This window comes from Azospirillum soli, assembly GCF_017876165.1.
Taxonomy (GTDB): domain Bacteria; phylum Pseudomonadota; class Alphaproteobacteria; order Azospirillales; family Azospirillaceae; genus Azospirillum; species Azospirillum soli.
Window position 1 is genome coordinate 23275 of sequence record NZ_JAGINQ010000024.1, and the last position, 23918, is coordinate 47192.

Genomic DNA, 23918 nt, shown 5'->3' on the forward strand with positions numbered 1-23918 from the left:
TACCCCCACCCCGGCCCTCCCCCGCTAACGCAGGGGAGGGAGATTGGGTGGGGGCAAACGGCGCCTTTACGTGTTGCGCGGCTCGACGATCATGCGGCCGCCCATCTCCATGTGCAGGGCGTGGCAGAACCACTGGCAATAGTACCAGTGCACGCCCGGACGCTCGGCGACGAAGGTGACCGACGTGGTCTGCTGCGGGCCGATCTCCATGGCGATGCCGTGGTTGGTCATCGTGAAGCCGTGCGTCAGGTCGTCCACATCGTCCATGTTGGTGATGTAGAGGGTAACCTCGTCACCCTGCTTGACCGTGAACTCCTCCAGCCCGAAGGCTGGGGCGCGCTGCCACATGTAGACGCGGACCTTGTTGCCGTCGCGGATGACCTTGGCGTCGTCCTCCAGCACCACGCCGTCCTTCTTGGCCTGCTGGCGCGCCTCTTCCCACATCGGGTCGTCGCGGGTGAAGACGCTCTTCGGGTTCACCTTGGAGCGGTGGACGATCAGCGTGTCGTGCGGCTCGGCGAAGGTCGGGCCGTCGTGCACCAGCTTCATCTCGTCGCCGGAGATGTCGATCAGCTGGTCGTTCTCCGGCTTGCTGGGACCCACGTTGAGGAAGCGGTCCTTGGAGAACTTGTTCAGCACGATCAGCCACTTGCCGTCGGCCTCCTTGGTCTGGCCCATGGAGGAGTGCAGGTGGCCCGGCTGGTAGTGCACGTCCAGCTTTTGGACGATCGGATCGACCTTTTCGCCCTTGTAGGCGCGGATGGCCTTGTCGATGTTCCACTTCACCACCTGGCTGTCCAGGAACAGGGTGGTGTAGGCGTTGCCGCGCCCGTCATAGGCGGTGTGCAGAGGCCCGAGGCCCAGCTGCGGCTCGGCCACGATCACGTCGCGCGGCTTGATCTTGTCGTCGAACAGGTCGTCCAGCTTGCGCACGTCCATCACCGACACGGTCGGCGACAGCTTGCCGTTGACGGTGACGTGGATGCCGTCGGGGGCCGCGTTGATGCCGTGCGGGCTGTTGGGGATCGGGACGTAGCGGGTGAAGGCCGAGCCGTGGCGGCCGTCCACCACCGGAACGCCGTTCATCACCTGGACCTTGCCGGCCTTCACCGCCTCTTCGATGCGCTTCAGGTTGAAGATAACGATCCAGTCCTGCTCGTTGCCGGTCATCTCCGCCGTGGTGACGCCGCCCTCGGAGTTGTAGCAGGTCGAGTAGGCGTATTTGCCCTGGTAGTCGGCCTCGGTGTTGTCGAGGTTGCCGTCGACCCACACCTGCCACGCCACCTTCATCGTGTCGCCGTCGATGGCGGTGAAGTGGGTGCGGTAGTTCTTCGGGTCGGTGTTCTTGCCGTCGTTCGGCATCGGCACGATCTGCTCCGCGTTCGCGAAGACGTAGCCGGTGCGCGGGTACTTCTGAAGCCGCAGGCCGTGGATCGCCGAGACGTTCGGGATCTCGATGACCTTGTCCACCTTCATGATGTCGCAGCGGACGCGGGCGACGCGGGTGTTGGCCTTGTCGTTGCAGAACAGGTAGCGCCCGTCGTAGGTGCCGTCCGTGAAGGACATGTGCGGGTGGTGCAGGTCGCCGTTCAGCCAGTTGCCGCCCTTGTTCGCCAGGAACTTCTTGGTTTCCGGCGACAGGCCCTCGGTCAGGATCTTCAGGCTCTCGTTGGTCTGGCCCCAGCCGGACGCCGAGCAGCGGTTGAACACCGGGATGCGGTGCAGTTCGCGCATGCTGGGCAGGCCCAGGATGCGGATTTCGCCCGAATGGCCGCCGGAGTGGAAGACGTAATATTCGTCGAGGTCGCCCGGCTTCACCTCGTACTTCTGCTTGCCCGCCGATGCCGGCTGCGCGTTCGCCGAGGACGCGCCGAACAGCGCGTTGCCGGCGACCCCGGTTGCCGCACCGGTGCCGACCGCACCCGCGATGCCGGCGAGCGCCGCCACCTTGGCCGTCCCGCCCAGAAGCTCGCGACGGTTCACCTCCGTCTGCTTGGCTTTCTCGTTCGACATGTTCTGCTCCTTTGTCCCTCTCTGGGGCTCCTGTTCGACCCGCATGGGGTCATGCTCCTTCGGGCCGGGCGGACAGGCGTCCGGTCGCAGGATCGGTGGTCAGCACGGCGGCGCGGGGCTTCGCCTCGGCTCCCGTGCCGGTGGAACTGATGGCGTCGCGGCGCTCCCGCTTCAGGCGCTTCTGGATCATCACGGGGCACAGCCGGTCGTGGTGGTAGAGCACCTGGCAGTGGAGGCACTGGATGCATTCGTTGGGGTTGATCGACCCGTCGGGGTGGATCGCCTGCACCGGGCATTCGTTGCCGCAGCGCTGGCAGGGGGAGCCGCATTCCTTGTAGCGCTTCAGCCAGTCGAACATCCGCATCCGGCCGGGGATGGCCAGCGCTGCACCCAGCGGGCACAGGTAGCGGCAGAAGAAGCGCTCGATGAACAGGCCGGCGGCGATCAGCGCCACCGCGAACAGGACGAACCACCACTCGCGGATGAAGTGCAGGATGATCGCGGTTTTGAAGGGCTCAACCTCCGCCGCCTTCTCGGCCGTCGCCAGCGAATAGAGCGACAGGCCGAACAGGAGGAGGAAGATCATGTACTTGATCGGCCACAGCCGCTGGTGCAGCCCGAAGGGCACCTGGATCTGGCGGATGCCCAGCTTCTTCGCCGCCTTGGAGGCCAGCTCCTGAAGAGCGCCGAACGGGCACAGCCAGCCGCAGAAGGCGCCCCGGCCCCAGAACAGCAGCGACGCCGCCACCGAGAACCACAGGATGAACACCAGCGGGTCCATCAGGAAATAGTCCCAGCGGAAATCCGTGCGCAGCGCGTTGGCGAAGGTGAGTATATTGACCACCGACAGCTGCGCCGTGGCGTACCAACCGAGCCAGACCAGCGTGAAGACCAGGAAGCCGAAGCGCACCCGTTCGTACAGCTTCGGCCGCTGCACCAGCTGATCCTGGAAGAAGAAGATCCCGGTCAGCAGCGCGATGGCGGCGGACAGCACGGCGATGTCAAACAGCCGGTTCTCCCAAATGCGCTGCCACAGTGGCGTCTCGCCGGTCGCCTCCGGCTCCACCGGATCGGCCGTCGTCTGGGCCACGGGGGCGGCCGGAACCGTCGCGGCGGGTGTGGCGGCGGTCGCGGCGGCGCGCTCGAACTTCAGGAACTTCTCCGGCGGTTGGTAGCCGAGGTCGAAGGTCACGAAGGCCTTGTCCAGCGCGGCGGTCGCCCGCTGCACCAGCAGTTGCAGGCGCCACGGCTCGGCGGGGTCGAACTCCGCGCCTTCGGGCAGGATGAACAGGCCGGCCTCGGGGAAATCCGGGACGCCGGCCGCCGCGAGGCCGCCCAGCCGCTTGTGGGTGCGGTCGCGGAAGCGGACGGAGCCTTCGTGCTGCACCAGCTCGAACCGGTCGAAGATGCCGCCGCGCACGTAGCCCGAACCCTTGAAGGAATAGCGCCCCTGGCCCGCCACAATGATGGCGTGCTGGCCGGGCTTCAGGCGTTGCGTCAGCGCCTCGTACTCCGCGTCGCCCAGCAGCGAGCGCCCGACGGTGGGGATGGTGGCGAGGGCGGCGTAGAGGTCGATGAAGGTGTCGTCGGGATTGCCCGGTTCGGGGCGGGCGATGGCGTCGGCCCGGCCGGTGCGCTCGAAGGCGGCGTTGACCTCGCCCACGGTGAGCGTCAGCCGGCGCACCGAGCCGTCGCCGACCAGGGTCGCCCAGTCCTCCACCCCCGTCTTGGACAGGTCGAGGCTTTTCGTCACCGTAGGCGCGGCTTCGACCGTGGCGGCACCAAGCGCCTGCATCACCTTCTTGCCGGAACGGATGATCGAGTCGCCGATGACCATCACGGTCACGGTGGCGCCAGACACGATGTCCACCGGCGGGCTGGCCGCGCTCTGCGACGCCAGCGTCAGCACGTTCTTGCCGACGTAACCGTCGATGAAGGCGTTGATCTTCGCGGGCGGAATGCCGATCAGGACGATGGGCTCGTGATGGTCCACCAGCTTGGCGCCCGACACCGTGCCGTCCGGCGTCAGCCCGACCATCACATGGATGGGGCGCCCCGAATAGCCGGTGGTGTTGACGAAGTCGGAGGTCAGGTAGGCGTGGCCCACCAGCGCGTCGCCCTTGTAGACCGGCACCACGGGGGCGTTCGCCCGCGCCGCGCCGAAGCGGTCGGCCCCGGCGACCAGATCCGCCGGCTGCACCTTACCGAGATACTGAGACAATTTCGCTTCGGCGGCCTCCGCGCCGGCCATTCCGGCCAGCAGCAAAAGCAGCCCCGCCACAGCTCCGCGCACGATCAGCCAAGTGTTTCCGAGCATTCCAACCGCCCTGATAACTTGATTTTGGTCAAGGCTGCGGTCGCACCCGATCAGCGGCAGCGGTAGGCCGCCTCGACAGGTCGATATAAGACCAATTTATCGCCACGCTTCTTGACCGTCGTCAAGTCTGGAGAAATTATAAGTTGTCTATGCTCTTTCCGAGGCCCGGCGGCGTATGCCGCTTGGAATATTACCGATAATTTTATTTGAATGGGTGGGGCCATGCCGCTGCTGCGCCACGAACCACAGGGCCGTGTGGAAAGCCTGAGCGATCTGCTGGGCATCGCGCTGGCGCTGGAGAAGGAGGCGGCCCGCCGTTACGACCAGCTTGCCCAACTGATGGACCATCGCGGGGAGGCCGCCACCGCCGCCACCTTCCGCGCCCTGGTCGCGGAGGAACAGGACCATGTGACCGCCGTGGACGGCTGGGCGCACGACCTCGGTGTTCCGGCCCCCGACGCCCCGGCCTTCGCGTGGCGCCTGCCGCCGGAGATCGCCGCCTCCTGGGACGAGCTGACCGAGCGGACGCGGCTGACGCCCTATCAGGCACTGTCCCTGGCCGTGGTCAACGAACAGCGCGCCTTCGCCTTTTACAGCTACATCGCCGCCCACGCCGAGGCCGAGCCGGTCCGCGCCAATGCCGAGGCCCTGGCGCGGGAGGAACTGCGCCACGCCGCCCTGCTGCGCCGTGAACGTCGCAAGGCGTTCCATCGCGAACGGCATGGTGTGGAGAGCAAGCCCACGCCCACGCGCGTGGACAACACCGAGGAGCTGGACCGTTTGGCCGCGACGATGATGTCCGCCGCCGCGACGGAGCACACGGTTATCGCGGCGCGGTTGAACGCCCTGAACGACTCCGACAGTGCCGCCCTGCTCACTCGCGTCGCGGAGGAGGAACGGCGGATGGCACCAGCGCAGGGCGGTGCGAATCCATTCAATCCGGATGCGCTTGGAAATGTCACCGCCTGCCTGCGCGCCGCCGTCGCGGTGTCGGAGCGCTTGGCCGAAGCCTTCGGCGACGTGGCCGAACAGGCCGCCGACGAAGCGGTCCTGGCCGAAGCCCTGCGCCTTCAGGAAGCGGCGGTCGGGCATCTGGCGCTGCTGGCCGAGCGTCTGGAGACGATTTCATCCCGGTCCGCTTGACGGCGGTCAAGGATAGCCAGACCAAATCAGTCAACTTTTCCCCCGGATGGCGGCACCGCCGCCGATGCGAAATCCCACCGGTAAGGTGGGCCTCATCCAGGGGAAAGAACCCATGACGGAACGCTTCACCAAGGCGGCCGCCCGAAACATCTTCTACGGCGGTTCGCTGTTCTTCTTCGCCGCCTTCGTCTCGCTGACCGCGCTGAGCCACATCTACGTGGTCGAGACCGGAACCGACCACAAGGGCATCACCGAGGGCGTCGCCCGCGGCAAGCACGTGTGGGAAAAGCACTCCTGCATCAACTGCCACAGCATCATGGGCGAGGGCGCCTATTTCGCGCCGGAGCTGGGCAACGTCTGGATCCGCTACGGCGGCGACAAGGACCCCGACGGCGCCCGCGTCGCGCTGAAGGGCTGGATGCAGGCCCAGCCGAGCGGCATCGAGGGCCGCCGGCAGATGCCGCAGTTCAATCTGAACGAACAGGAACTCAACGACCTCGCCGACTTCTTCGAATGGACCAGCCGCGTCAACACGCAGAACTGGCCGCCCAAGGTCTCCGGCTGAGCGAGAGGGACAAGGACCCATGAAGTACGAAACCCAAAAGGTCGCGCTGCCCTACTTCTACGGGGCGCTGGCCCTGTTCGGGGTGCAGCTGCTGGTCGGTCTGCTGGCGGGCATCGTCTACGTGATGCCGAACACGCTGTCGGAGCTTCTGCCCTTCAACATCCTGCGCATGATCCACACCAACGCGCTGATCGTGTGGCTGCTGATGGGCTTCTTCGGTGCGGCCTACTACCTGATCCCGGAAGAGGCGGAGCGCGAACTGCACAGCCCGAAGCTGGCCTACATCCAGTTCGGCCTGTTCATGTTCGGGGCGCTGGCCGCCGTCGTCGGCTACGTCTTCCGCATCCACGAGGGGCGCGAGTTCCTGGAACAGCCGATGTGGATCAAGGTCGCCATCGTCGTCGTGGCGCTGATGTTCCTCTACAACATCTCGCTGACGGTGCTGAAGGGCCGGCGCACGGTCATCACCAACATCCTGGTGATGGGGCTGTGGGGCATCGCGATCTTCTTCCTGTTCTCCTTCTACAACCCGACCAACCTGTCGCTGGACAAGATGTACTGGTGGTACGTCGTCCATCTGTGGGTCGAGGGCGTGTGGGAACTGGTGATGGCCTCCATCCTCGCCTTCCTGATGATCAAGATGACCGGCGTGGACCGTGAGATCGTCGAGAAGTGGCTGTACGCCATCGTCGGTCTCGCCCTGTTCTCCGGCCTGCTGGGCACGGGTCACCACTATTATTGGATCGGCACGCCGGGCTACTGGCAGTGGATCGGCTCGCTCTTCTCCACTCTGGAGGTCGCTCCCTTCTTCTTCATGGTCGTCTTCGCCGTGCAGATGGTCCTGAAGGGCGGGCGCAACCACCCGAACAAGGCCGCCCTGCTGTGGTCGGTCGGCTGCGCGGTGACGGCCTTCCTGGGCGCCGGCGTCTGGGGCTTCCTGCACACGCTGTCCTGGGTCAACTACTACACCCATGGCACACAGGTCACGGCGGCGCACGGCCATCTCGCCTTCTTCGGCGCCTACGCCATGATCAACCTCGCCATCTTCAGCTACGCCATGCCGCATCTGCGCGGCGTCGCCCCCTATCACCAGACCCTCAACAAGGCGAGCTTCTGGCTGATGACCGGCGGCATGACGGTGATGACCTTCGCGCTGACCTTCGCCGGCGTCGTGCAGGTCCACCTGCAGCGCGTGATGGGCATGGACTACATGTCCGTGCAGGAGCAGATCGCCCCCTTCTACTGGGTACGTCTGGCGGCCGGTGCGGCGGTGTTCATCGGTGCTGCCCTGTACCTCTACGCCCTGCTGGGTCCGGTGCCCGCGTCGAAGCGCACCCCCGCCGCCGGGGCCATGCAGCCGGCCGAGTGACGGCGTCCCGCATTCCCTCTCCCCCGCGGGGGAGGGGGAACCTTTTCCGGACAGGAGAGACATCATGACCCGCAGCGCCCTGGCCGCCGTCGCGGACGACCTCGACATTCCCTACTACAAGGCCGTCGGCGACGAGTGCGAGCTGTTCGAGCATGCCTATCGCCACCGGCTGCCGCTGCTTCTGAAAGGGCCGACCGGCTGCGGTAAGACGCGCTTCGTGTCGCACATGGCCGCCCGGCTGGGACGCAGCCTCCACACCGTGTCCTGCCACGACGACCTGACCGCCGCCGACCTGACCGGCCGCTATCTGCTGAAGGGCGGTGATACGGTGTGGGTGGACGGGCCGCTGACCCGCGCGGTGCGCGAGGGGGCCATCTGCTACCTCGACGAGGTGGTGGAAGCGCGCAAGGATGTGACCGTCGTCCTGCACCCGCTGACCGACGACCGCCGCCTTCTGCCGCTCGACCGCACCGGCGAACTGTTGGAGGCGCCGGACGGCTTCATGCTGGTGGTGTCCTACAACCCCGGCTACCAGAACGTCCTGAAGGCCCTGAAGCCCAGCACCCGCCAGCGTTTCCTGGCCGTGGAGTTCGACTTTCCGGCCCCGGAGGACGAGGTCGCCATCGTGGCGCGGGAAAGCGGTCTGCCGGAAGGCCGCGTTGCCCCGCTGGTGCGGCTGGCCGGCGCCTTGCGTGACCTGAAAGGCCAAGACCTGGAGGAGGGCGTTTCGACCCGCCTGCTGGTCTACTGCGCCACGCTGATCCGCTCCGGCATCAAGCCCGACCGCGCCATCCGCGCCGCCCTGATCGAACCGCTGACCGACGATGCCGACGTGCGCCAAGCACTGCTGCGCGTCGCCGACATCGCCTTGGGGTGAACGTCATGCTTCTGTCGCTGTTCGAGCCCGAGGAACTGATCGGCCGCCACTGGCACCGTCTGGTCGGCGGCCGTTCGAGCTATCCGCGCCATCCGGAGGCCGCCGTGGCGCTGGAGGCGATCCGACCCCGGCTGGCCGTGTTCTTCCGTGGGCTCGGCGGCGACCGGGGCGTGCGGCTGGCCGCCGGGGCGAAGTCCTCGTCCGGGCACCGACTGGCCCTGCTGGAGCGCATCGGCCTCGGCACGGAAAAGCTGGAGCGCCCGGCGCTGGACGGCGACGTGCTGCAACTCCCCGCCGTTCTCGACGTCTTTCCCGATGCCGCGCTGAACGAACGGCTTTACGAATGGCTGGCCGCCTACTTCGCCCACGCGGAGCCGGGCGGCCCCATCCCCGCCGATCCCCTGCAAGCCGACGTGGCCGCCCTGCGCGAGGCGCGCGCGACAACGGAACGGGTCTTCGCGCGCTGGCCCGGCCTGCGCCGCCTGCACGCCGACCTGTGCACCGCCCTACGCGCCGCACGCCCAACGCGCTCCCTGCCATCCCAGGAAGAGGCCGTCGAGCGGGCGGTGCAGGCGCTTCTGGGGGCAGGGGAGGTGGAGGCGATCCTCGATCCCGCCGTGCCGCTGGACAGCTTCGCGGCTCCGGTCGGCTACCGGCCGTTCCTGCCCGTGCCCCTCTGGGGCGAGGTGGCGGGCCGCGCCGAAGGCATCGCCTCCGCCGAACCGGACAGCGATTCCGGCGGGTCCGACGCGGCCGAGAGCGACGGGCAGCGCCGCAAGGCCAAGCGCCGCGAGGCCGACCAGACCCAGCGCAAGGACCCGCTGATCCTCAACCGTTTCGAAAAGATTATGGGCCTTGCGGAGATGATGAACATCCCGCGCGCGGTCGAGGATGACGACGAAGACGGCGCCAAGCAGGCCGCCGAGGACATGGAGGAGATCGCGCTGTCCCAGCACGAGCGCAAACCCTCCATCCGCCTGAAGCTCGACCTGGAACTGGCCCCCTCGGCCGTGAACGCGGCTCCGTTGCGGGCCGAGCTGTCCTACCCGGAATGGGACTACAGTCGCCGCGTCCTCCACCCCAACCACTGCCGCGTGATCGCCGAGCCGGCGTCCGAGCAGGGCGAAGACTGGCTGCCCGACGCGGACGCCCTGCGCCGCATCCGGCAGGTGCGCCGCCAGTTCGAGGCGCTGCGGCCCAAGCGCATGGTCTTCACAGGCCAGCCGGACGGGGACGATCTGGACCTGTCCGCCCTGGTGCGCAGCCGCGCCGACGCCCGCGCCGGCGGGTCGGGCAGCGAGCGCGTCTACCAGTCGGTGCGCAACGCCGCGCGCGACCTCGCGGTGGCGGTGCTGGTGGACGCCTCCCTCTCGACCGACGGCTGGGTGGACGGGCGGCGCGTGCTGGACGTGGAGAAGGAGGCGGTGCTGGCCCTGTCCAACGGGCTGAACGCCTGCGGCGACGACCACGCGATCTTCGCCTTCACCTCCAAGCGGCGGGACTGGGTGCGGGTGCAGACGGTCAAGGATTTCGACGAGCCGCTGACCGCCGCCGTGCAGCGCCGCGTGCAGGCCCTGAAGCCCGGCCATTACACGCGCATGGGCGCGGCGCTGCGGCACGCCACGGCGCGGCTGGTCGAGCGGCCCAACCGCAACCGGCTGCTGATCCTGCTGTCCGACGGCAAGCCCAACGACGTGGACCACTACGAAGGGCGCTACGGGATCGAGGACACGCGCGTCGCCATCCAGGAGGCGCGCCGCCAGGGCATCGCGCTGTTCGGCATCACCGTGGATGCGGAGGCGCGCGACTACTTCCCCTACCTGTTCGGGCGGGGCGGCTACGCCATCTTCCCGCAGGTGTCCCATCTGACCAAGGCCCTGCCGGCGCTCTACCGCCAGGTGGTCGGCTGAGCGTCTCGGGCAGTCGGGCACCCGACAGTCGGGCGCCCGAAATGCTCAGAGGTCGAGCGGCAGGGTTTCCGGGTCCAGCCCGAACTGCTGGATGATCGCGCGCGACAGGGTCAGGTTGGTCTCGAAGCTCCAGGACCGGTTGTTCGGCAGGAATTCGTTGACGTCGGACCGGCCGTTGGCGAAGCGCCGCGCGCGCACGTTGTACCAGCGCGCCTCGTTCAGGGCGATGCCATGCTCCTGTGCGTAGCGTTCCGCGATCTCGGGCCAGCGGTTCGGTCCCGCCGGGTCCTCGTCGAGAAAAGCCACGATACGCCTGCCCTCATGGGCAAAATCCGCGACGCGCGTCTGCATCGCTCCCCACCGTCGTTGTCGTCGGGAACCGGGCGGTGCCTCGATTCCCGTGTTTCATCATTACGATACAGGAACCTTTGGGGCGAAACCAACCGCCATTGTGGCGGGAATCGCGCCCATTCCATTCAGCTTGGCCTATGACCATCGTCCCAAGGCCGGAACCACGGTAGGGGCTGGCGTGACGTGCCGGGACCGTGGCACCATCACGAAAACTTAATAACACCGTAGCGGGGCTGAAACCCGCGCCCGGCATTCCAACAAACCACGAAGCCGAACGGTACAGGGAGAGAACGACCATGCTGACCCGCCGCACGCTTGCGGTCTCGACGGCTGCCTTCGCCGTCGTTGCCGGCCTCGCCGGCTCCGCCTTCGCCCAGCAGAAGACCACCGTCGAGTTCTGGCACGGCCTGCCGCAGCCGCTCGGCGGCCAGCTGGAGGCGGTCGTCAAGGCCTTCAACGACTCGCAGGACAAGGTCCAGGTCAACGCCAGCTACAAGGGCAACTATCCGGAGACGATGCAGGCGGCCATCGCCGCCTTCCGCGCCGGCAACGCCCCGCACATCGTGCAGATGTTCGAGGTCGGCACCGCGACCATGCTGTCCGCCGGCCCGGCCATCAAGCCGGTGCATGCGCTGGCCCAGGAAACCGGGGTCGCCATCGATCCCAACGCCTATCTGCCGTCGGTGCGCGGCTATTACTCCAGCGCGGACGGCAAGCTGATGGCGATGCCGTTCAACAGCTCCACCACCATCATGTACTTCAACAAGGACGCCTTCCAGAAGGCCGGCCTCGACCCGAACAACCCGCCCAAGACCTGGCCGGAACTGATCGAGGCGACGAGGAAGCTGAAGGCGTCCGGCCACGCCTGCCCCTTCACCACCTCCTGGCCGACCTGGGCGCAGTTCGAGCAGTTCAGCGCCATCCACAACGTGCCCTTCGCCACCCAGGCCAACGGCTTCAAGGGCCTGAACGCCGAGCTGAAGATCAACAGCCCGCTGCATGTGAAGCATCTTCAGACGCTGATGGACATGCACAAGGAGGGGCTGTTCAAGTACGCCGGGCGCGACAACGGCCCGGACGCCCTGTTCCCCACGGGCGAATGCGCGATCCAGCACGCCACCTCCGGCCTGCGTCTGCGCATCCTGAAGGAGGCGAAGTTCGCCTGGGGCGCCGCCATGCTGCCCTACTGGCCGGACGTGAAGGACGCGCCGAAGAACTCCATCATCGGCGGGGCGGCCTTCTGGGTGATGACCTCGCCCAAGCGCACGCCGGACGAGTACAAGGCGGTTGCCGAGTTCTTCAAGTACATCGGCCAGCCGGCGGTGGACGCCAAGTGGCACATGGACACCGGCTATCTGCCGATCACCTTCCGCAGCTATGAGCTGGCGAAGGCCGAGGGCTATTACGAGAAGAACCCCGGCGCGGACATTCCCTACCAGCAGATGACCCGCTCGGACGTCACCGAGAACACCATGGGACTGCGGCTCGGCAACCTGCCGGAGATCCGCAACATCATCCAGGAGGAGATGGAAAAGGCCTTCCAGGGCCAGCAGACCGCCCAGCAGGCCGTGGACAACGCGGTCAAGCGCGGCAACGCCGTGCTGCGCAACTTCGAGCGCGCCAACAAGGGGTAAGCAACGGTTCTTTCAAGACACGGATGAACACGGATTTGGCGCGGATGAACACGGACACCTCTGTTCCGTCATCCGCACCCATCCGTGTTCATTCATGCTCATCCGTCGCGAAAACGAAACTCTGAAAGAGACGGCCTTTGCAGCGTCGCGTCATTTTCGACAACAAGGCGTTGCCCTATCTGCTGCTGGCGCCGCAGGTGGCGGTGACGCTGATCTTCTTCATCTGGCCGGCGGCCCAGGCGGTCTGGCAGTCGGTGCATCTGCAGGACGCCTTCGGCCTGCGCAGCCAGTTCGTCTGGTTCGAGAATTTCGAGGCGGTCCTGGCCGACCCGAACTATCTCGACACCGTCCGCGTCACCGCCGTCTTCAGCCTGTCGGTCACGGCGCTGTCGATGGGGGTGGCGCTGCTGCTGGCGGTGCTGGCGGATTCCCGGATACGCGGCGCCGGGGCCTACAAGACCCTGCTGATCTGGCCCTACGCGCTGGCGCCCGCCGTGGCCGCCGTGCTGTGGATGTTCATTTTCAACCCGGAAATCGGGCTGCTGGGCCGCGCGCTGAACGACCTGGGCTACGCTTGGGACTACCGGCTGAACGGCGAGCAGGCGCTGACCATGGTCATCCTGGCGGCAAGCTGGAAGCAGGTGTCCTACAACTTCATCTTTTTCCTGGCGGGCCTTCAGGCCATCCCGCGCTCCGTGCTGGAGGCGGCGAGCATCGACGGGGCGAGCGCCGTCCGGCGCTTCTGGACCATCACCTTCCCGCTGCTGTCGCCGACGACCTTCTTCCTTCTGGTGGTGGACGTCGTCTACGCCTTCTTCGAGACGTTCGGCACCATCCACGCGCTGACTCACGGCGGCCCCGGCAAATCGACGGAAACGCTGATCTACCGCGTCTATCAGGACGGCGTGATCAACAACGACCTCGGCGGCTCGTCGGCGCAGTCGGTAATCCTGATGGTCATCGTGATCGCGCTGACCGCGATCCAGTTCCGCTTCGTCGAACGCAAGGTGCATTACTCATGAGGACCGACGAAAGCGCCTTCGGCCGGCGGCTGATGGATGCGGTGCCGCACGTCGTCCTGATCCTGGGCGTGCTGATCTTTGCTTTTCCCATCTACATCACCCTGATCGGCTCCACCTGGGACGCCGGGACCATCGCGCGGGGCAACCTGCCGCTGACGCCGGGCGGGGAGATGCTGGACAACTACGCCCGGGCCTGGAACGAGACGCGCGGGGACCGCATCATCCACACGCCCGTGCGGATCATGATGATGAACAGCCTGATCATGGCGCTGGTCATCGCGCTGGGGAAGATCGCCATCTCCATCATCTCGGCCTACGCGGTGGCGTTCTTCCGCTTTCCGCTGCGCATGGTCTTCTTCTGGATGATCTTCATCACGCTGATGCTGCCGGTGGAGGTGCGCATCATCCCCACTTACGAGGTGGTGGCGAACATGGGGCTGATCGACACCTACGCCGGGCTGACGATCCCGCTGATCGCCTCGGCCACCGCGACGCTGCTGTTCCGGCAGTTCTTCCTGACCATCCCGGACGAACTGGTGGAGGCCGCGAAGATCGACGGGGCGGGCGCGCTGCGCTTTTTCGTGGACGTGGTGCTGCCGCTGTCGCGGACGAACATCGCGGCGCTGTTCGTCATCCTCTTCATCTACGGCTGGAACCAGTATCTGTGGCCGCTTCTGGTCACCAACAGCGGCGACATGGAAACCGTGGTCATCGGCATCACCAAGATGATCGGCAACGGCGAGGCCGCGACCGATTGGGACCTGATCATGGCCACGACGGTGCTGGCCATGCTGCCGCCGGTGGCGGTGGTGGTCCTGATGCAGCGCTGGTTCGTCAAGGGCCTTGTGGACAGCGAGAAGTAACAAGAATGGCAACGGTCGATCTGAATCGGGTCCGCAAGTCCTACGGCGCCGTCGAGGCGATCAAGGGCATCGACATCGCCGTCGCGGACGGCGAATTCCTCGTGCTGCTCGGCCCCTCGGGCTGCGGCAAGTCCACGCTGCTGCGCATGGTCGCGGGGCTGGAGAGCATCACCGGCGGCGAGATCGCCATCGGCGGGCGCGTGGTCAACGGGCTGGAGCCCAAGGACCGCGACATCGCCATGGTGTTCCAGAATTACGCGCTCTACCCGCACATGAGCGTCTTCGACAACATGGCCTACGGGCTGAAGATCCGGGGCGTGCCGAAGGCGGAGATCCAGGCGCGCGTCGCCAAGGCGGCGGAGATCCTGGAACTCGGCCGATTCCTCGACCGCCGGCCGAGCCAGCTGTCGGGCGGCCAGCGCCAGCGCGTCGCCATGGGCCGTGCCATCGTGCGCGAACCCGCCGCCTTCCTGTTCGACGAGCCGCTGTCGAACCTCGACGCCAAGCTGCGCACGCAGATGCGGGTGGAGATCAAGCGGCTTCAGGACCGGCTCGGCGTCACCAGCCTGTACGTCACCCACGATCAGGTGGAGGCGATGACGCTGGCCGACCGCATCCTGGTGATGAATCATGGAGTCGCCGAGCAGGTCGGCACACCGCTGGAGGTCTACCAGCGCCCGGCCAGCCTGTTCGTGGCGGGCTTCATCGGCTCGCCCCCGATGAACGTGCTGGACGCCCACGTCGAGGCGGACGGGCGGACGCTGGCCCTGCCTTGCGGCGCCGCCCTGCCGCTGCCGCACCCGCAGCCCGCCCTGAACGGCCGGGAGGTGAAGCTGGGCATCCGGCCGGAGCATGTGGCGGTGTCGGCCGATGGCGCGCTGAGCGTCACGGTCGATCTGGTGGAGGCGTTGGGCGCCGACACGGTCGTCTATGGCCGGCTGCCCAACGGGGAGGCTCTGCTGGTCCGCATGGCCGGCCTGCCGGTCTGCCGCGAGGGCGAGACGCTGCGGCTCGACGCGCCGCCGCCCGCGCTCCACCTGTTCGACGGAGCGACGGGCCGGCGGCTGGAGGATTGATCGCCAATCGCCTTCGTTATCAGACTGCGCGCAGGCCGCGCGCGTAGGATTTCCAGCGTTCCTGATAGACCGCCGCCGGGCCGCGAAGCCGCTCCACGTCCTCGTCGCTGAGGTTGCGCACCACCTTGCCCGGCGCGCCGAGCACGAGCGAGCGGTCGGGGATCTCCTTGCCCTCGGCGATGAAGGCGTGGGCGCCGATCAGGCAGTCGCGGCCGATGCGGGCGCCGTTCAGTACCGTGGCGCCGATGCCGATCAGGCTGCCGTCGCCCACGGTGCAGCCGTGCAGCATCGCCAGATGCCCGACCGTGACATTGCGGCCGAGCGTCAGCGGGTAACCGGGATCAACGTGCAGGACGGCGTTGTCCTGAACGTTGCTGCCGGCACCGATGTGGATGCGCTCCGCCTCCGCGCGCAGCACGGCGCCCCACCAGACCGACGCATCCTCCTCCAGCAGGACGTCTCCGATCACCGTGGCGCTGGGCGCCACCCAGCTAGCCGCGGCCAGTTGCGGAACCTTGTCGTCCAGCGCGTAGATCATCCAGTCCTCCCAGGGGGCGATGGCCGGTGCGGGATGACGTCCGGACCGGTGCCCGTTAAATCCCGACCTCGATGGCCGCGTTCACGACGTAGATCATCTCATTCTTGTCGTCCTTGTCGGTAAGAAAGATGCCGCTCGGCGCCAACATGCCGCCGCTGCCGACCGTCACCGTCACCTGACCATAGGGGAAGACGGCCCGCACCGCTTCGACGTCCAGTTGATCGGCGTCGGCGGGCACGGCCAGATGGACGCGCACCTGCATCCGGCTGGTGTCTCCGTCCACCAGCGCGCGCATGCCCGGCATGGAGTTGCGCTCAATGGCGTTGCGCACCGCGCGGACGGCGGCCTTGGTCACGTCCTGCCCGTGCAGGTCCACGCCCATCCCAAGCTCGACGAACATCACCTGCTTCATGGCGCACCTCCTCTCCCTGTTGCATCAACGCATGGATGCCCGAATCCGTGTCGCGGCGGAACCGGCCGTGCCGGCCTTTTCCAAGCTGCGGGACGGATGGGCCGGCCCAAGCCATAGGGTGGCGTGCGCCAATCACACAGGGTAAATCCCGCGCGGGCGCACGGCTGTCCGGTGAAACATTTTGCCTCGGAGCCATCCCTTTTCACGTCGTCACCCCCGCGAAGGCGGGGGTCCAGGAAACTCCGCGCCTAAGTGCTTGTTCAGACTGGATTCCCGCCTTCGCGGGAATGACGAGCTGGGAATCGGTGGGCGCCGGGAAACATGCTCGGGGGCTTTCGGAGACCCACGCCGAAACACGTCATTCGCATCACAGCCTTGCTCCCGTGTCCCGGACAGCCGTGTGTGCGTCGCCGCGCGGTTCTCCTGAACGGCAAACGGACGTGGCCGAAGCCCTACGCCACGCCCCTTAGCTCCTCTGCCGCCCGCAGGTCCACGCTGACGAGCTGCGACACGCCGCGTTCCACCATCGTCACGCCGAACAGGCGGTCCACGCGGGCCATGGTCAGGCGGTGGTGGGTGATGATCAGGAAGCGGGTGTTGCCCTCGCGGGCGATGTCGTCCACGAGGTCGCAGAAGCGGCCGACGTTGGCCTCGTCCAACGGGGCGTCCACCTCGTCCAGCACGCAGATGGGCGCGGGGTTGGAGCGGAAGACGGCGAAAAGCAGCGACAGGGCGGTTAGCGCCTGCTCGCCGCCCGACAGCAATGAGAGGACCTGAAGCTTCTTGCCCGGCGGACTGGCGTAGATTTCCAGGCCGGCCTGCAACGGATCCTCGGCGTTGACCAACTCCAGATGGGCCTTGCCGCCGCCGAACAGGCGGGTGAACAGGTCCTGGAAATTGCGGTTCACCGTGTCGAAGGAGGCGATCAGACGTTCGCGCGCCTCGCGGTTCAGGCTGGCGATGCCCTGGCGCAGGCGGGCGATGGCGCTGACGAGGTCTTCGCGCTCGGTCTGCAGGCTGGTGATCTGCTGCTCCAGCTCGGCGACCTCGATCTCGGCGCGCAGGTTGACCGGGCCCATGTTCTCGCGCTCGCGGGTCAGCTTGTCGAGGCGGGCTTCCAGGCCGGTGGCGTCGGGCAGTTCCTCACCGGGCGCGAGTTCGGCGGCGGCGCGGGTCTGCTCGGGGCGGCAGTTCAGGCGCTCGGCGATGCGCTCGGTCAGGGTTTGGCCGTTCTGCTGGGCGGCGGAGACGGCGGCCTCGGCATGGGCGCGGGCCTCGCGGGCGTCGGCAAGGCCGGATTCGGCCTGTTTCAGGGCTTTTTCGGTCTCGGCGAGGCGGTTTTCCGCTTCGGCCAGCGTGTCGGCGGCGCGCTTGCGGGCGCGCTCGGCCTCGCTGATCTTGCCGAGAAGGGTTTGGCGGTCGGCCTCGATCGCGGCGGGGCGGCTTTGCAGTTGGGCCAGTTCGGTTTCGGCGGCGGCGGCGCGTTCCTTCAGCTCGGCGACACGCCCACCGGCGCCCTGGGAGCGGGTGCCCCAGGAGGCGATTTCCTGCTCGATGCTGGATAGGCGCTGGCGGCGGGACTGAGCCTCGCGGGTCAGGCGGTCGAGCGCGTTCTGTTTCTCGGCCAGGGTGGTGCGGCGCTCGGCCAGCGTGACGCGGAGGTCGTTGACCTTGTCGCGGCCCTCGCGGGCGTCGGGCAGGGCGTCCAGGGCGTCGCGGGCCTGGGTCAGCTGGGCTTCGGCGTCGCACTGGTCCGACGCGAGGCGGTCGATGGCCTCCACCAGCGCGGCCAGCCTGGTCGCGGCGGCGTCGGCTTCGCGGGCCAGCTTGGCGTGGCGGTCGCGGGCGGCGCTGACCCCGGTGAAGGCCTCACGCACGGCGTCGCGGGCGCGGCGGTCGGCCTGGGCGGCTTCCTCGGCGGCGCGCTTGGCGTCGTCCAGGGCGTCACGGGCAAGGTCGAGCTGCTCCTCGGCAAGGTCGAGTTCGCCGCGCAGCTCGTTCAGGCGGTTGCGCTGCTTCAGGCGGACGGCGGCGGCGGTCGGCGCGCCGGCCTGGATGGTCAGCCCGTCCCAGCGCCACGCCCCGCCGTCGCGGCTGACGAGGATCTGGCCGGGCGCGAGGGTCGGGGCGAGCGTCGCACCCGTTTCGGCGTCCGCGACCACGGCGACGTGGGCCAGCGCGCGGGACGCGGCGTCCGGACCCTGGACATGGGCGGCCAGCGGTTCGGCGCCGGAGGGCAGGGCGGCCACGGAGTCGAAGGGCGGCAGGTTGCGCCAGTGGACCGGGGCGGCCTCGTCCAGCGGCGCGGTCAGCGCGTCGCCCAGCGCGGCGGCCAGCGCGCCTTCATAGCCGGGGGAGACGGTCACCGCGTCCACCAGCGGCGGGAACAGGTCGCCGGAGCCGGTGGCGAGCAGTTCGGTCAGCGCCTTTTCCTCCGCCTTCAGCTTCGTGCGGGCGGATTCGGCGGCTTGCAGCGCCTCGCGGGCGCGGGCCTGGGCGGGTTCGGAGTCGGTTTTGGCGCGCTCGGCGGCCTCGGCGGCTTCGCGGGCGTCTTCCAGGCGTTGTTCGGCCAGTTCGACCGCCAGTTCGGCCTCGGCCACATCGGCGCGGGCGGAGATTTCGCGTTCGAGGGTTTCGCGCTGCGACTGCTGTTCGGCGAGGCGCTTGGTGAGGCCAGCGGCGCGGGTTTCCAGGTCGGCGACCTGCCGCTGCGTGGCGGTGCGCCGGGCCTCGTCGGAGGCGACCTGCTCGGTCAGCCGGGTCAGCGCGCGGTCCAGCTCGTCCACCGCCTCGCGCGCTTCGGCCAGCGCCTCGCGGGCGGCTTCCTCAAGCATTTCCTCGTCGGCCTGGGCCTCGCGCAGCCGGTCGCGTTCGGATTCCAGGCGGGCCAGCGCATCGCCCGCGTCGGCGGCGAGCGCTTCCTCGCGGCCCAGGTCACCGGCGATCTGCTGAAGGCGGGAGACCAGGGCGCGCTGCTGCTCGGCGACGCGCCTTTCCTCGGCGTCCAGCTGCTCCTTGGCGATGACGAGCCGTTGCAGGCCCGCCGCCGCTGCTGCTTCCGCCTGACGCTTTTCCGGCAGGCCGGCGGCGGCGTCGGTGCGGCGGGTGGTCAGCTGGGTGACCGCCAGCATCAGCTCGCGCACCGCGCCCTCGGCCTTGCCGAAGGCGGCGCGGGCACGCTCAAGCTCCGCCTCGTGGGCGATCCAGCGCAGGTGCCAGAGGACGGCCTCGGCCTTGCGGATCTGTTCGGACAGGTTGCGGTAGCGGGCAGCTTGGCGGGCCTGTTTCTTCAGGCTTTGCAGCTGGGTGTCCATCGCCCCGATGACGTCGTCGAGGCGGGTCAGGTTGGTTTCGGCCGCGCGCAGCCGCAACTCCGCTTCATGCCGGCGGGAGTGCAGGCCGGTGATGCCCGCCGCCTCCTCCAGCAGCATGCGGCGGTCCTGCGGCTTGGCGTTGATGATCTGGCCGACCTTGCCCTGGCTGACCAGCGCCGGGGAATTGGCGCCGGACGCGTTGTCGGCGAACAGAAGCTGCACGTCGCGGGCGCGCACCAGCTTGCCGTTGATGCGGTAGTCGGAGCCGTTGCCGCGCTCGATCCGGCGCGTCACCTCGAGCTCGTCGTGCTCGTTGAAGCCGGCGGGGGCGGTGCGCGTGCGGTTGTCGATCAGAAGGGCGACTTCGCCCAGGTTGCGCGCCGGGCGGTTGGCCGTGCCGCCGAAGATGACGTCGTCCATGTCATCGCCGCGCATCTTCTTGGCGGAGGTCTCGCCCATCACCCAGCGCAGCGCCTCCACCAGATTCGACTTGCCGCAGCCGTTCGGGCCGACGATGCCGGTCATGCCGGGCTCGATCACAAGCTCGGTGGCATCGACGAACGACTTGAAGCCGGACAGGCGGAGGCGCGTGAAGTGCACCGGGGTGTATCCTGATTACTTGACCAGCTTGTCGATCGCCTGGGCGAACACCTCGAACGGCTGGTTGCCGTTGATGGTCGCGGCGCCGTCGTTGAGGATGAAGGTCGGCGTCGATTCGATGCGGTGCTGGTTCTGGCCCGTCATGCGGATGTTCAGGATGCCGTCGGCCAGCGCTTGGTTGGCCATGCAGGCGTCAATGGTCTCCTGGCTCATGCCGGCGAGCTTGCCGTACTGGGACAGCGCCTTGGCCGGGTCGGCGGCGCGGCTCCACTGTCCTTGAGCCTTGAACAGCACGTCCAGCAGCGGGTAGTAGCGCTCGGCCGGCGCGCAGCGGGCCAGCATGGAGGCGCGCAGCGCCGCCTGGTCGAAGGGGAAGTCGCGGAACACCAGCTTCACCTTGCCGGTGTCGATGTACTTCTCCTTGATCTTGGGCAGCGTCTCGGTGTGGAAGGCGGCGCAGTGCGGGCAGGTCATCGACGAATAGTCGAGGATGGTCACCGGCGCGTTCGGGTTGCCGAGCACGCGGTCGGCCAGCGGGTCGGTGACGGCGGCGGTTTGGGCGGGAGCCGGGGCGGGCGAGGTGGCCGGGGCCGGAGTCGCGGTCTGCGCGGGGGCGGGCGTGCTCTGGGCGGGCGTGTTCGGAGCCGGAGCCGGCGCGGCCGGGGTCGCTGGTGCGCCGGCGGGGGTGCTGACGGCGGTCGTCTGCGGCTGCGACCCGTAGATGGCGAGCCCGACGATGATCGCCATGCCGACGCCGAGTACGATCAGAATACCCAAGAGGTTGCGGTTCACGATGCCCTCGTCCCTACCAGATGTTGATGTTATAATCAGAACAACCGTTTTGCGGCAAGACTATGGTCGGCCTTCGGCCGTCAGCGCTTGGCTTGCGGTTTCGGCCGCGCCAGCAGCGAGCGGCCGAAGCGCTCCAGCGTGGCGCGCAGCTCGTCGTCCTCGATGGTCGAGGTGGTGGTCATCACCGACAGTTCCTCGTCCATGGTCAGCGGGCGCTGGCGCACCACCGGCCTCGGCATGGACGCCGGGGCAGCGTGGATCAGCTTGATCTTCGCCACCGCGCGATAGCCGAAGAAGCTGTTGATGCGCTCGATGATCTGCGGTTCCAGGTGCTGAAGTTCCAGCGCGATGGCGCCCATGGCGCGGATGTGCAGGGTGGCGTCCTCGCGCTTGCCGCGCGGGAAGCTCAGCTTGTCGGGGGCGGTGCGCAGGCTCAGCTGGTGCCCGACGATGGACGACCAGTCGGTGATCAGCGCGCCGAAGGCAAGGCCGCGCTTGCCCAGCGCCTTGCCCGCCACACCCTGCACGGATTGGCCGATGCGTCGCGGTCCGTTCATGTGCTGGTCCGATTACTGACCTTGGCACCCGCCCTGACCGAAGAGGCTCTGGACGGCGGCGTCCATCTCTTCACGGGTCGGGGTCGCGATGGTGGTGGCGATCGACCATTCATGGCCGAACGGGTCCAGAAGCTTGCCGTAGCGGTCGCCCCAGAACATGTCGGCCAGCGGCATGACGGCGGTGCAGCCGGCCTCCAGCGCGCGGGCGAAGACCGCGTCCGCGTCGGCGACCTGAAGGTGGATGGTCACCGGCGTGCCGCCCAGCCCCTTGGGATCCCGTGACCGGCCGCCGTTGTATTCCGGAAAATCATCGGACAGCATGACCGGGCCGCCGTTGACGACCAGATTGGCGTGCAGGACGCGCCGTCCGTCGGGCGACATCATCCGGAAGGTCTCCTCGGCGCCGAACGCCGCCTTGTAGAAGTCGATGGCGGCAGGGCCGTCGGCGACGACGAGGCAGGGGGCGGGCGGCTGAGAGGTCGGCTTTGGTCCGGTCATGGCGGCACCCTCCTGAATCGTTGCGCTGTGGCTCGGCGTGCGCACCGTAGCGCAAGCACGCCGGACTCCGCCAGCGTGCGCCTGGGACTTTCGCCAGGGACTTTCTTGAGCGCGGCGAAACGCCTATCTCTTCCGCCCATGATCCGCGATGCCCACGACGCCGCCGAGCGGCTTCTCTCCTGGTATGACCACAACCGCCGCGACCTGCCCTGGCGCGCCAAGCCTGGGGAGGAGGCCGACCCCTACCGGGTCTGGCTGTCGGAGATTATGCTGCAACAGACCACCGTCCCGGCGGCGGCACCCTATTTCCGCGCCTTCACCGAACGCTGGCCGACCGTGCACGACCTCGCGGCGGCGCCGCTGGACGACCTGCTGGTCGCCTGGGCGGGGCTCGGCTACTACGCGCGGGCGCGCAACCTTTACAAATGCGCCCAGGTGGTGGCGAACGAGCTGGGCGGGCGCTTCCCGGATGCCGAGGAACGGCTGCTGGAACTGCCGGGCATCGGCGCCTACACGGCGGCGGCCATCGCCTCCATTGCCTTCGGGCGCAAGGCCACGGTGGTGGACGGCAACGTGGAGCGCGTCGTCGCCCGCGTCTTCGCGGTCGAGGAGCCGTTGCCCAACGTCAAGCCGAAGCTGCGCGCGCTGGCCGGCACGATCACCCCGGACGAGCGGCCCGGCGATTATGCCCAGGCGATGATGGACCTCGGCGCCACCGTCTGCACGCCGCGCAAGCCGAAATGCATGCTGTGCCCCTGGGCCGAATGGTGCGACGCCCGCGCCGCCGGCATTCAGGAAGACCTGCCGCGCAAGGTGGCCAAGGCCGACAAGCCGACCCGGCGCGGCGTCGCCTACTGGCTTCTGAACCCCGAGGGCGCTGTGCTGCTGCGCCGCCGGGCGGAAGAGGGATTGCTCGGCGGCATGACCGAGGTGCCCTCCACCGACTGGACTGCGATGGCGCCCGACGAGGCGGCGTTGCGCCGCGCCGCTCCGCTGGAGGCGAACTGGCGCCGGCTGCCCGGCACGGTCCGCCATACTTTCAGCCATTTTCACCTCGAACTTGGAGTGGTCGCCGCGAAGGCCGGCGACGGCTGGCGGCGGGCCGAGGGCATCTGGGTCCCGGTCGACCGGCTGGGCGGGCAGGCGCTTCCCTCCGTCATGATGAAGGTGGTGCGCCACGCCCTTGCCCACGCGTGAAGGATGATGCGTGAACGACATGGCAAAGGGTTGGGAATGCTGCGGCCTGCGATCCTCTTGTTTCTTGCGCTGATCGCGTTGACGGGTCCCGCCACGGCGGAGCCGAAGAAGAAAGCTCCGCTGGTAGCCCCTGCGGAACGGTCGGTGTCGCTGGAAATCGTGCTGGCGGTGGACGGGTCCGCCTCTATCACCGACGGCGGCTTGGAGTTTCAGTTGCAGGGCCACGCTGCCGCCTTCAACGACCCGCAACTGGGCGAGTCCATCTCGGCCGGCGGCATCGCCGCCACGCTGGTGGTTTTTTCCGGCCCGCACAGCCTGCGGGTGATCGTGCCCTGGACCGTTCTGCGCAACGCCGAGGACGCTAAGGCCTTCGCTCACAAGATCGAATCCGCACCGCGCGGCATCCAGGCGGACTCCACCGCGCTGGGCAGCGCCATCGACGACTCCGCCAAGCTGTTCGAGAACAACGGGATCAACGCGCCGCGCAAGGTGATCGACATCGTGTCGAACGGCTTCAACAACAGCGGCGCCGACCCGGCCGGCGCGCGGGACCGTGCCGAACGGAAGGGCATCACAATCAACGCGCTCGCCATTCTCGACGAGTTTTCGTGGCTGGAAGAATATTATCAAGAAAACATCGTCGGCGGCCCCAATTGCTTTGTCAAGACGGCCATGGATCGCGACAGCTTCGTTGAAGCTTTGCGGCAAAAGCTGATTCAGGAGATCGCCGGTCTTGGCGTTCCGGCCAAGATTATCACGGCAGCTAATCTTTGATGCGTCTATGACCTGCGGTGCTAAGCCGCTGGTGTTTGCGATAAATTCATCTGGAGGCATCGCCCGGCTGACGGTAAATTACCTAAGCGCGAAAAT

General features: G+C 67.8%; 20 protein-coding genes. 11 read left to right on the forward strand and 9 right to left on the reverse strand.

The features are described from left to right. Window positions 1–66: 66 nt before the first annotated feature. Entirely contained in the window at window positions 67–2013 is a 1947-nt protein-coding gene (gene nosZ / locus J2852_RS26120; protein ID WP_209881347.1) for a TAT-dependent nitrous-oxide reductase, read from the reverse strand. 49 nt (window positions 2014–2062) lie between these two features. Beyond that, window positions 2063–4330 (reverse strand): NosR/NirI family protein, encoded by a 2268-nt coding sequence (locus J2852_RS26125; protein WP_209881349.1) that lies wholly within the window; start codon window positions 4328–4330, stop codon window positions 2063–2065. A 222-nt stretch (window positions 4331–4552) separates the two neighbouring features. Between J2852_RS26125 and J2852_RS26130 the strand changes: the two genes are divergently transcribed. The 5 genes from J2852_RS26130 to J2852_RS26150 all read left to right on the forward strand — a co-directional run bounded on the left by J2852_RS26130 (window position 4553) and on the right by J2852_RS26150 (window position 10194). After that, complete coding sequence (locus tag J2852_RS26130; protein WP_209881350.1) at window positions 4553–5473, forward strand: ferritin-like domain-containing protein; 921 nt, start codon at window positions 4553–4555, stop codon at window positions 5471–5473. 112 nt (window positions 5474–5585) lie between these two features. Beyond that, window positions 5586–6038 (forward strand): c-type cytochrome, encoded by a 453-nt coding sequence (locus J2852_RS26135; RefSeq protein WP_209881352.1) that lies wholly within the window; start codon window positions 5586–5588, stop codon window positions 6036–6038. 19 nt (window positions 6039–6057) lie between these two features. Then, window positions 6058–7407 carry a cbb3-type cytochrome c oxidase subunit I gene (locus J2852_RS26140; protein WP_209881354.1) on the forward strand — a complete coding sequence of 450 codons (1350 nt, stop codon included), beginning with the start codon at window positions 6058–6060 and terminating at the stop codon, window positions 7405–7407. A gap of 64 nt (window positions 7408–7471) precedes the next feature. Beyond that, on the forward strand, window positions 7472–8284 hold the full coding sequence (locus tag J2852_RS26145) for a CbbQ/NirQ/NorQ/GpvN family protein (RefSeq protein ID WP_209881356.1): 813 nt from the start codon (window positions 7472–7474) through the stop codon (window positions 8282–8284). Between the two features lie 5 nt (window positions 8285–8289). Continuing rightward, the gene (locus J2852_RS26150) at window positions 8290–10194 is read left to right on the forward strand and encodes a nitric oxide reductase activation protein NorD (protein WP_209881358.1); all 1905 of its coding nucleotides are present in this window, start codon (window positions 8290–8292) and stop codon (window positions 10192–10194) included. Between the two features lie 45 nt (window positions 10195–10239). Here the strand turns inward: J2852_RS26150 and J2852_RS26155 are convergent, their stop codons facing one another. Continuing rightward, window positions 10240–10500: a hypothetical protein gene (locus tag J2852_RS26155; RefSeq protein WP_211112345.1), complete on the reverse strand. Its 261-nt coding sequence runs from the start codon at window positions 10498–10500 to the stop codon at window positions 10240–10242. A gap of 341 nt (window positions 10501–10841) precedes the next feature. Between J2852_RS26155 and ugpB the strand changes: the two genes are divergently transcribed. From ugpB to J2852_RS26175, 4 genes are all read left to right on the forward strand, one after another. Then, on the forward strand, window positions 10842–12179 hold the full coding sequence (ugpB, locus tag J2852_RS26160) for a sn-glycerol-3-phosphate ABC transporter substrate-binding protein UgpB (RefSeq protein WP_209881359.1): 1338 nt from the start codon (window positions 10842–10844) through the stop codon (window positions 12177–12179). Window positions 12180–12316: 137 nt separating this feature from the next. Next, window positions 12317–13201, forward strand: a complete 885-nt coding sequence (gene ugpA, locus J2852_RS26165; protein WP_209881361.1) for a sn-glycerol-3-phosphate ABC transporter permease UgpA — start codon at window positions 12317–12319, stop codon at window positions 13199–13201. Beyond that, window positions 13198–14064 (forward strand): sn-glycerol-3-phosphate ABC transporter permease UgpE, encoded by an 867-nt coding sequence (ugpE, locus tag J2852_RS26170; RefSeq protein ID WP_209881363.1) that lies wholly within the window; start codon window positions 13198–13200, stop codon window positions 14062–14064. Before ugpA ends, ugpE begins: the two co-directional genes overlap by 4 nt. Window positions 14065–14069: 5 nt before the next feature. Continuing rightward, window positions 14070–15140: a sn-glycerol-3-phosphate import ATP-binding protein UgpC gene (locus J2852_RS26175; protein ID WP_209881364.1), complete on the forward strand. Its 1071-nt coding sequence runs from the start codon at window positions 14070–14072 to the stop codon at window positions 15138–15140. A gap of 19 nt (window positions 15141–15159) precedes the next feature. On the opposite strand, the gene J2852_RS26180 is transcribed toward J2852_RS26175, so the two are convergent. The 6 genes from J2852_RS26180 to J2852_RS26205 all read right to left on the reverse strand — a co-directional run bounded on the left by J2852_RS26180 (window position 15160) and on the right by J2852_RS26205 (window position 21851). Then, window positions 15160–15678, reverse strand: a complete 519-nt coding sequence (locus J2852_RS26180; RefSeq protein WP_209881366.1) for a gamma carbonic anhydrase family protein — start codon at window positions 15676–15678, stop codon at window positions 15160–15162. A gap of 55 nt (window positions 15679–15733) precedes the next feature. Next, the gene (locus tag J2852_RS26185; RefSeq protein WP_209881368.1) at window positions 15734–16090 is read right to left on the reverse strand and encodes a Lin0512 family protein; all 357 of its coding nucleotides are present in this window, start codon (window positions 16088–16090) and stop codon (window positions 15734–15736) included. 452 nt (window positions 16091–16542) lie between these two features. Then, window positions 16543–20004 carry a chromosome segregation protein SMC gene (smc, locus tag J2852_RS26190; RefSeq protein WP_209881369.1) on the reverse strand — a complete coding sequence of 1154 codons (3462 nt, stop codon included), beginning with the start codon at window positions 20002–20004 and terminating at the stop codon, window positions 16543–16545. A gap of 15 nt (window positions 20005–20019) precedes the next feature. Then, window positions 20020–20796 (reverse strand): DsbA family protein, encoded by a 777-nt coding sequence (locus J2852_RS26195; protein WP_343206825.1) that lies wholly within the window; start codon window positions 20794–20796, stop codon window positions 20020–20022. 80 nt (window positions 20797–20876) lie between these two features. After that, window positions 20877–21353, reverse strand: coding sequence for a DUF721 domain-containing protein (locus J2852_RS26200; protein ID WP_209881371.1), 477 nt, complete (start codon window positions 21351–21353; stop codon window positions 20877–20879). Between the two features lie 12 nt (window positions 21354–21365). Next, the gene (locus J2852_RS26205) at window positions 21366–21851 is read right to left on the reverse strand and encodes a VOC family protein (RefSeq protein WP_209881373.1); all 486 of its coding nucleotides are present in this window, start codon (window positions 21849–21851) and stop codon (window positions 21366–21368) included. Window positions 21852–21989: 138 nt separating this feature from the next. On the opposite strand from J2852_RS26205, the gene mutY reads away from it, so the two are divergent. Together mutY and J2852_RS26215 are read left to right on the forward strand one after the other, a co-directional pair. Next, on the forward strand, window positions 21990–23048 hold the full coding sequence (mutY, locus tag J2852_RS26210) for an A/G-specific adenine glycosylase (RefSeq protein WP_209881375.1): 1059 nt from the start codon (window positions 21990–21992) through the stop codon (window positions 23046–23048). Between the two features lie 3 nt (window positions 23049–23051). Next, complete coding sequence (locus J2852_RS26215) at window positions 23052–23822, forward strand: DUF1194 domain-containing protein (protein WP_246499995.1); 771 nt, start codon at window positions 23052–23054, stop codon at window positions 23820–23822. The last annotated feature ends 96 nt before the right edge of the window (window positions 23823–23918 follow it).

Excerpts from the sequence above, each read along its gene's own strand:
- J2852_RS26130 (WP_209881350.1), top strand. The coding sequence starts at position 4,553 with ATGCCGCTGCTGCGCCACGAACCACAGGGCCGTGTGGAAAGCCTGAGC.
- nosZ (WP_209881347.1), bottom strand. The coding sequence starts at position 2,013 with ATGTCGAACGAGAAAGCCAAGCAGACGGAGGTGAACCGTCGCGAGCTT.
- J2852_RS26125 (WP_209881349.1), bottom strand. The coding sequence starts at position 4,330 with ATGCTCGGAAACACTTGGCTGATCGTGCGCGGAGCTGTGGCGGGGCTG.
- J2852_RS26200 (WP_209881371.1), bottom strand. The coding sequence starts at position 21,353 with ATGAACGGACCGCGACGCATCGGCCAATCCGTGCAGGGTGTGGCGGGC.
- J2852_RS26180 (WP_209881366.1), bottom strand. The coding sequence starts at position 15,678 with ATGATCTACGCGCTGGACGACAAGGTTCCGCAACTGGCCGCGGCTAGC.
- ugpE (WP_209881363.1), top strand. The coding sequence starts at position 13,198 with ATGAGGACCGACGAAAGCGCCTTCGGCCGGCGGCTGATGGATGCGGTG.
- J2852_RS26150 (WP_209881358.1), top strand. The coding sequence starts at position 8,290 with ATGCTTCTGTCGCTGTTCGAGCCCGAGGAACTGATCGGCCGCCACTGG.
- J2852_RS26135 (WP_209881352.1), top strand. The coding sequence starts at position 5,586 with ATGACGGAACGCTTCACCAAGGCGGCCGCCCGAAACATCTTCTACGGC.
- J2852_RS26140 (WP_209881354.1), top strand. The coding sequence starts at position 6,058 with ATGAAGTACGAAACCCAAAAGGTCGCGCTGCCCTACTTCTACGGGGCG.
- J2852_RS26205 (WP_209881373.1), bottom strand. The coding sequence starts at position 21,851 with ATGACCGGACCAAAGCCGACCTCTCAGCCGCCCGCCCCCTGCCTCGTC.
- ugpB (WP_209881359.1), top strand. The coding sequence starts at position 10,842 with ATGCTGACCCGCCGCACGCTTGCGGTCTCGACGGCTGCCTTCGCCGTC.
- J2852_RS26145 (WP_209881356.1), top strand. The coding sequence starts at position 7,472 with ATGACCCGCAGCGCCCTGGCCGCCGTCGCGGACGACCTCGACATTCCC.
- mutY (WP_209881375.1), top strand. The coding sequence starts at position 21,990 with ATGATCCGCGATGCCCACGACGCCGCCGAGCGGCTTCTCTCCTGGTAT.
- J2852_RS26185 (WP_209881368.1), bottom strand. The coding sequence starts at position 16,090 with ATGAAGCAGGTGATGTTCGTCGAGCTTGGGATGGGCGTGGACCTGCAC.
- J2852_RS26215 (WP_246499995.1), top strand. The coding sequence starts at position 23,052 with ATGATGCGTGAACGACATGGCAAAGGGTTGGGAATGCTGCGGCCTGCG.
- J2852_RS26175 (WP_209881364.1), top strand. The coding sequence starts at position 14,070 with ATGGCAACGGTCGATCTGAATCGGGTCCGCAAGTCCTACGGCGCCGTC.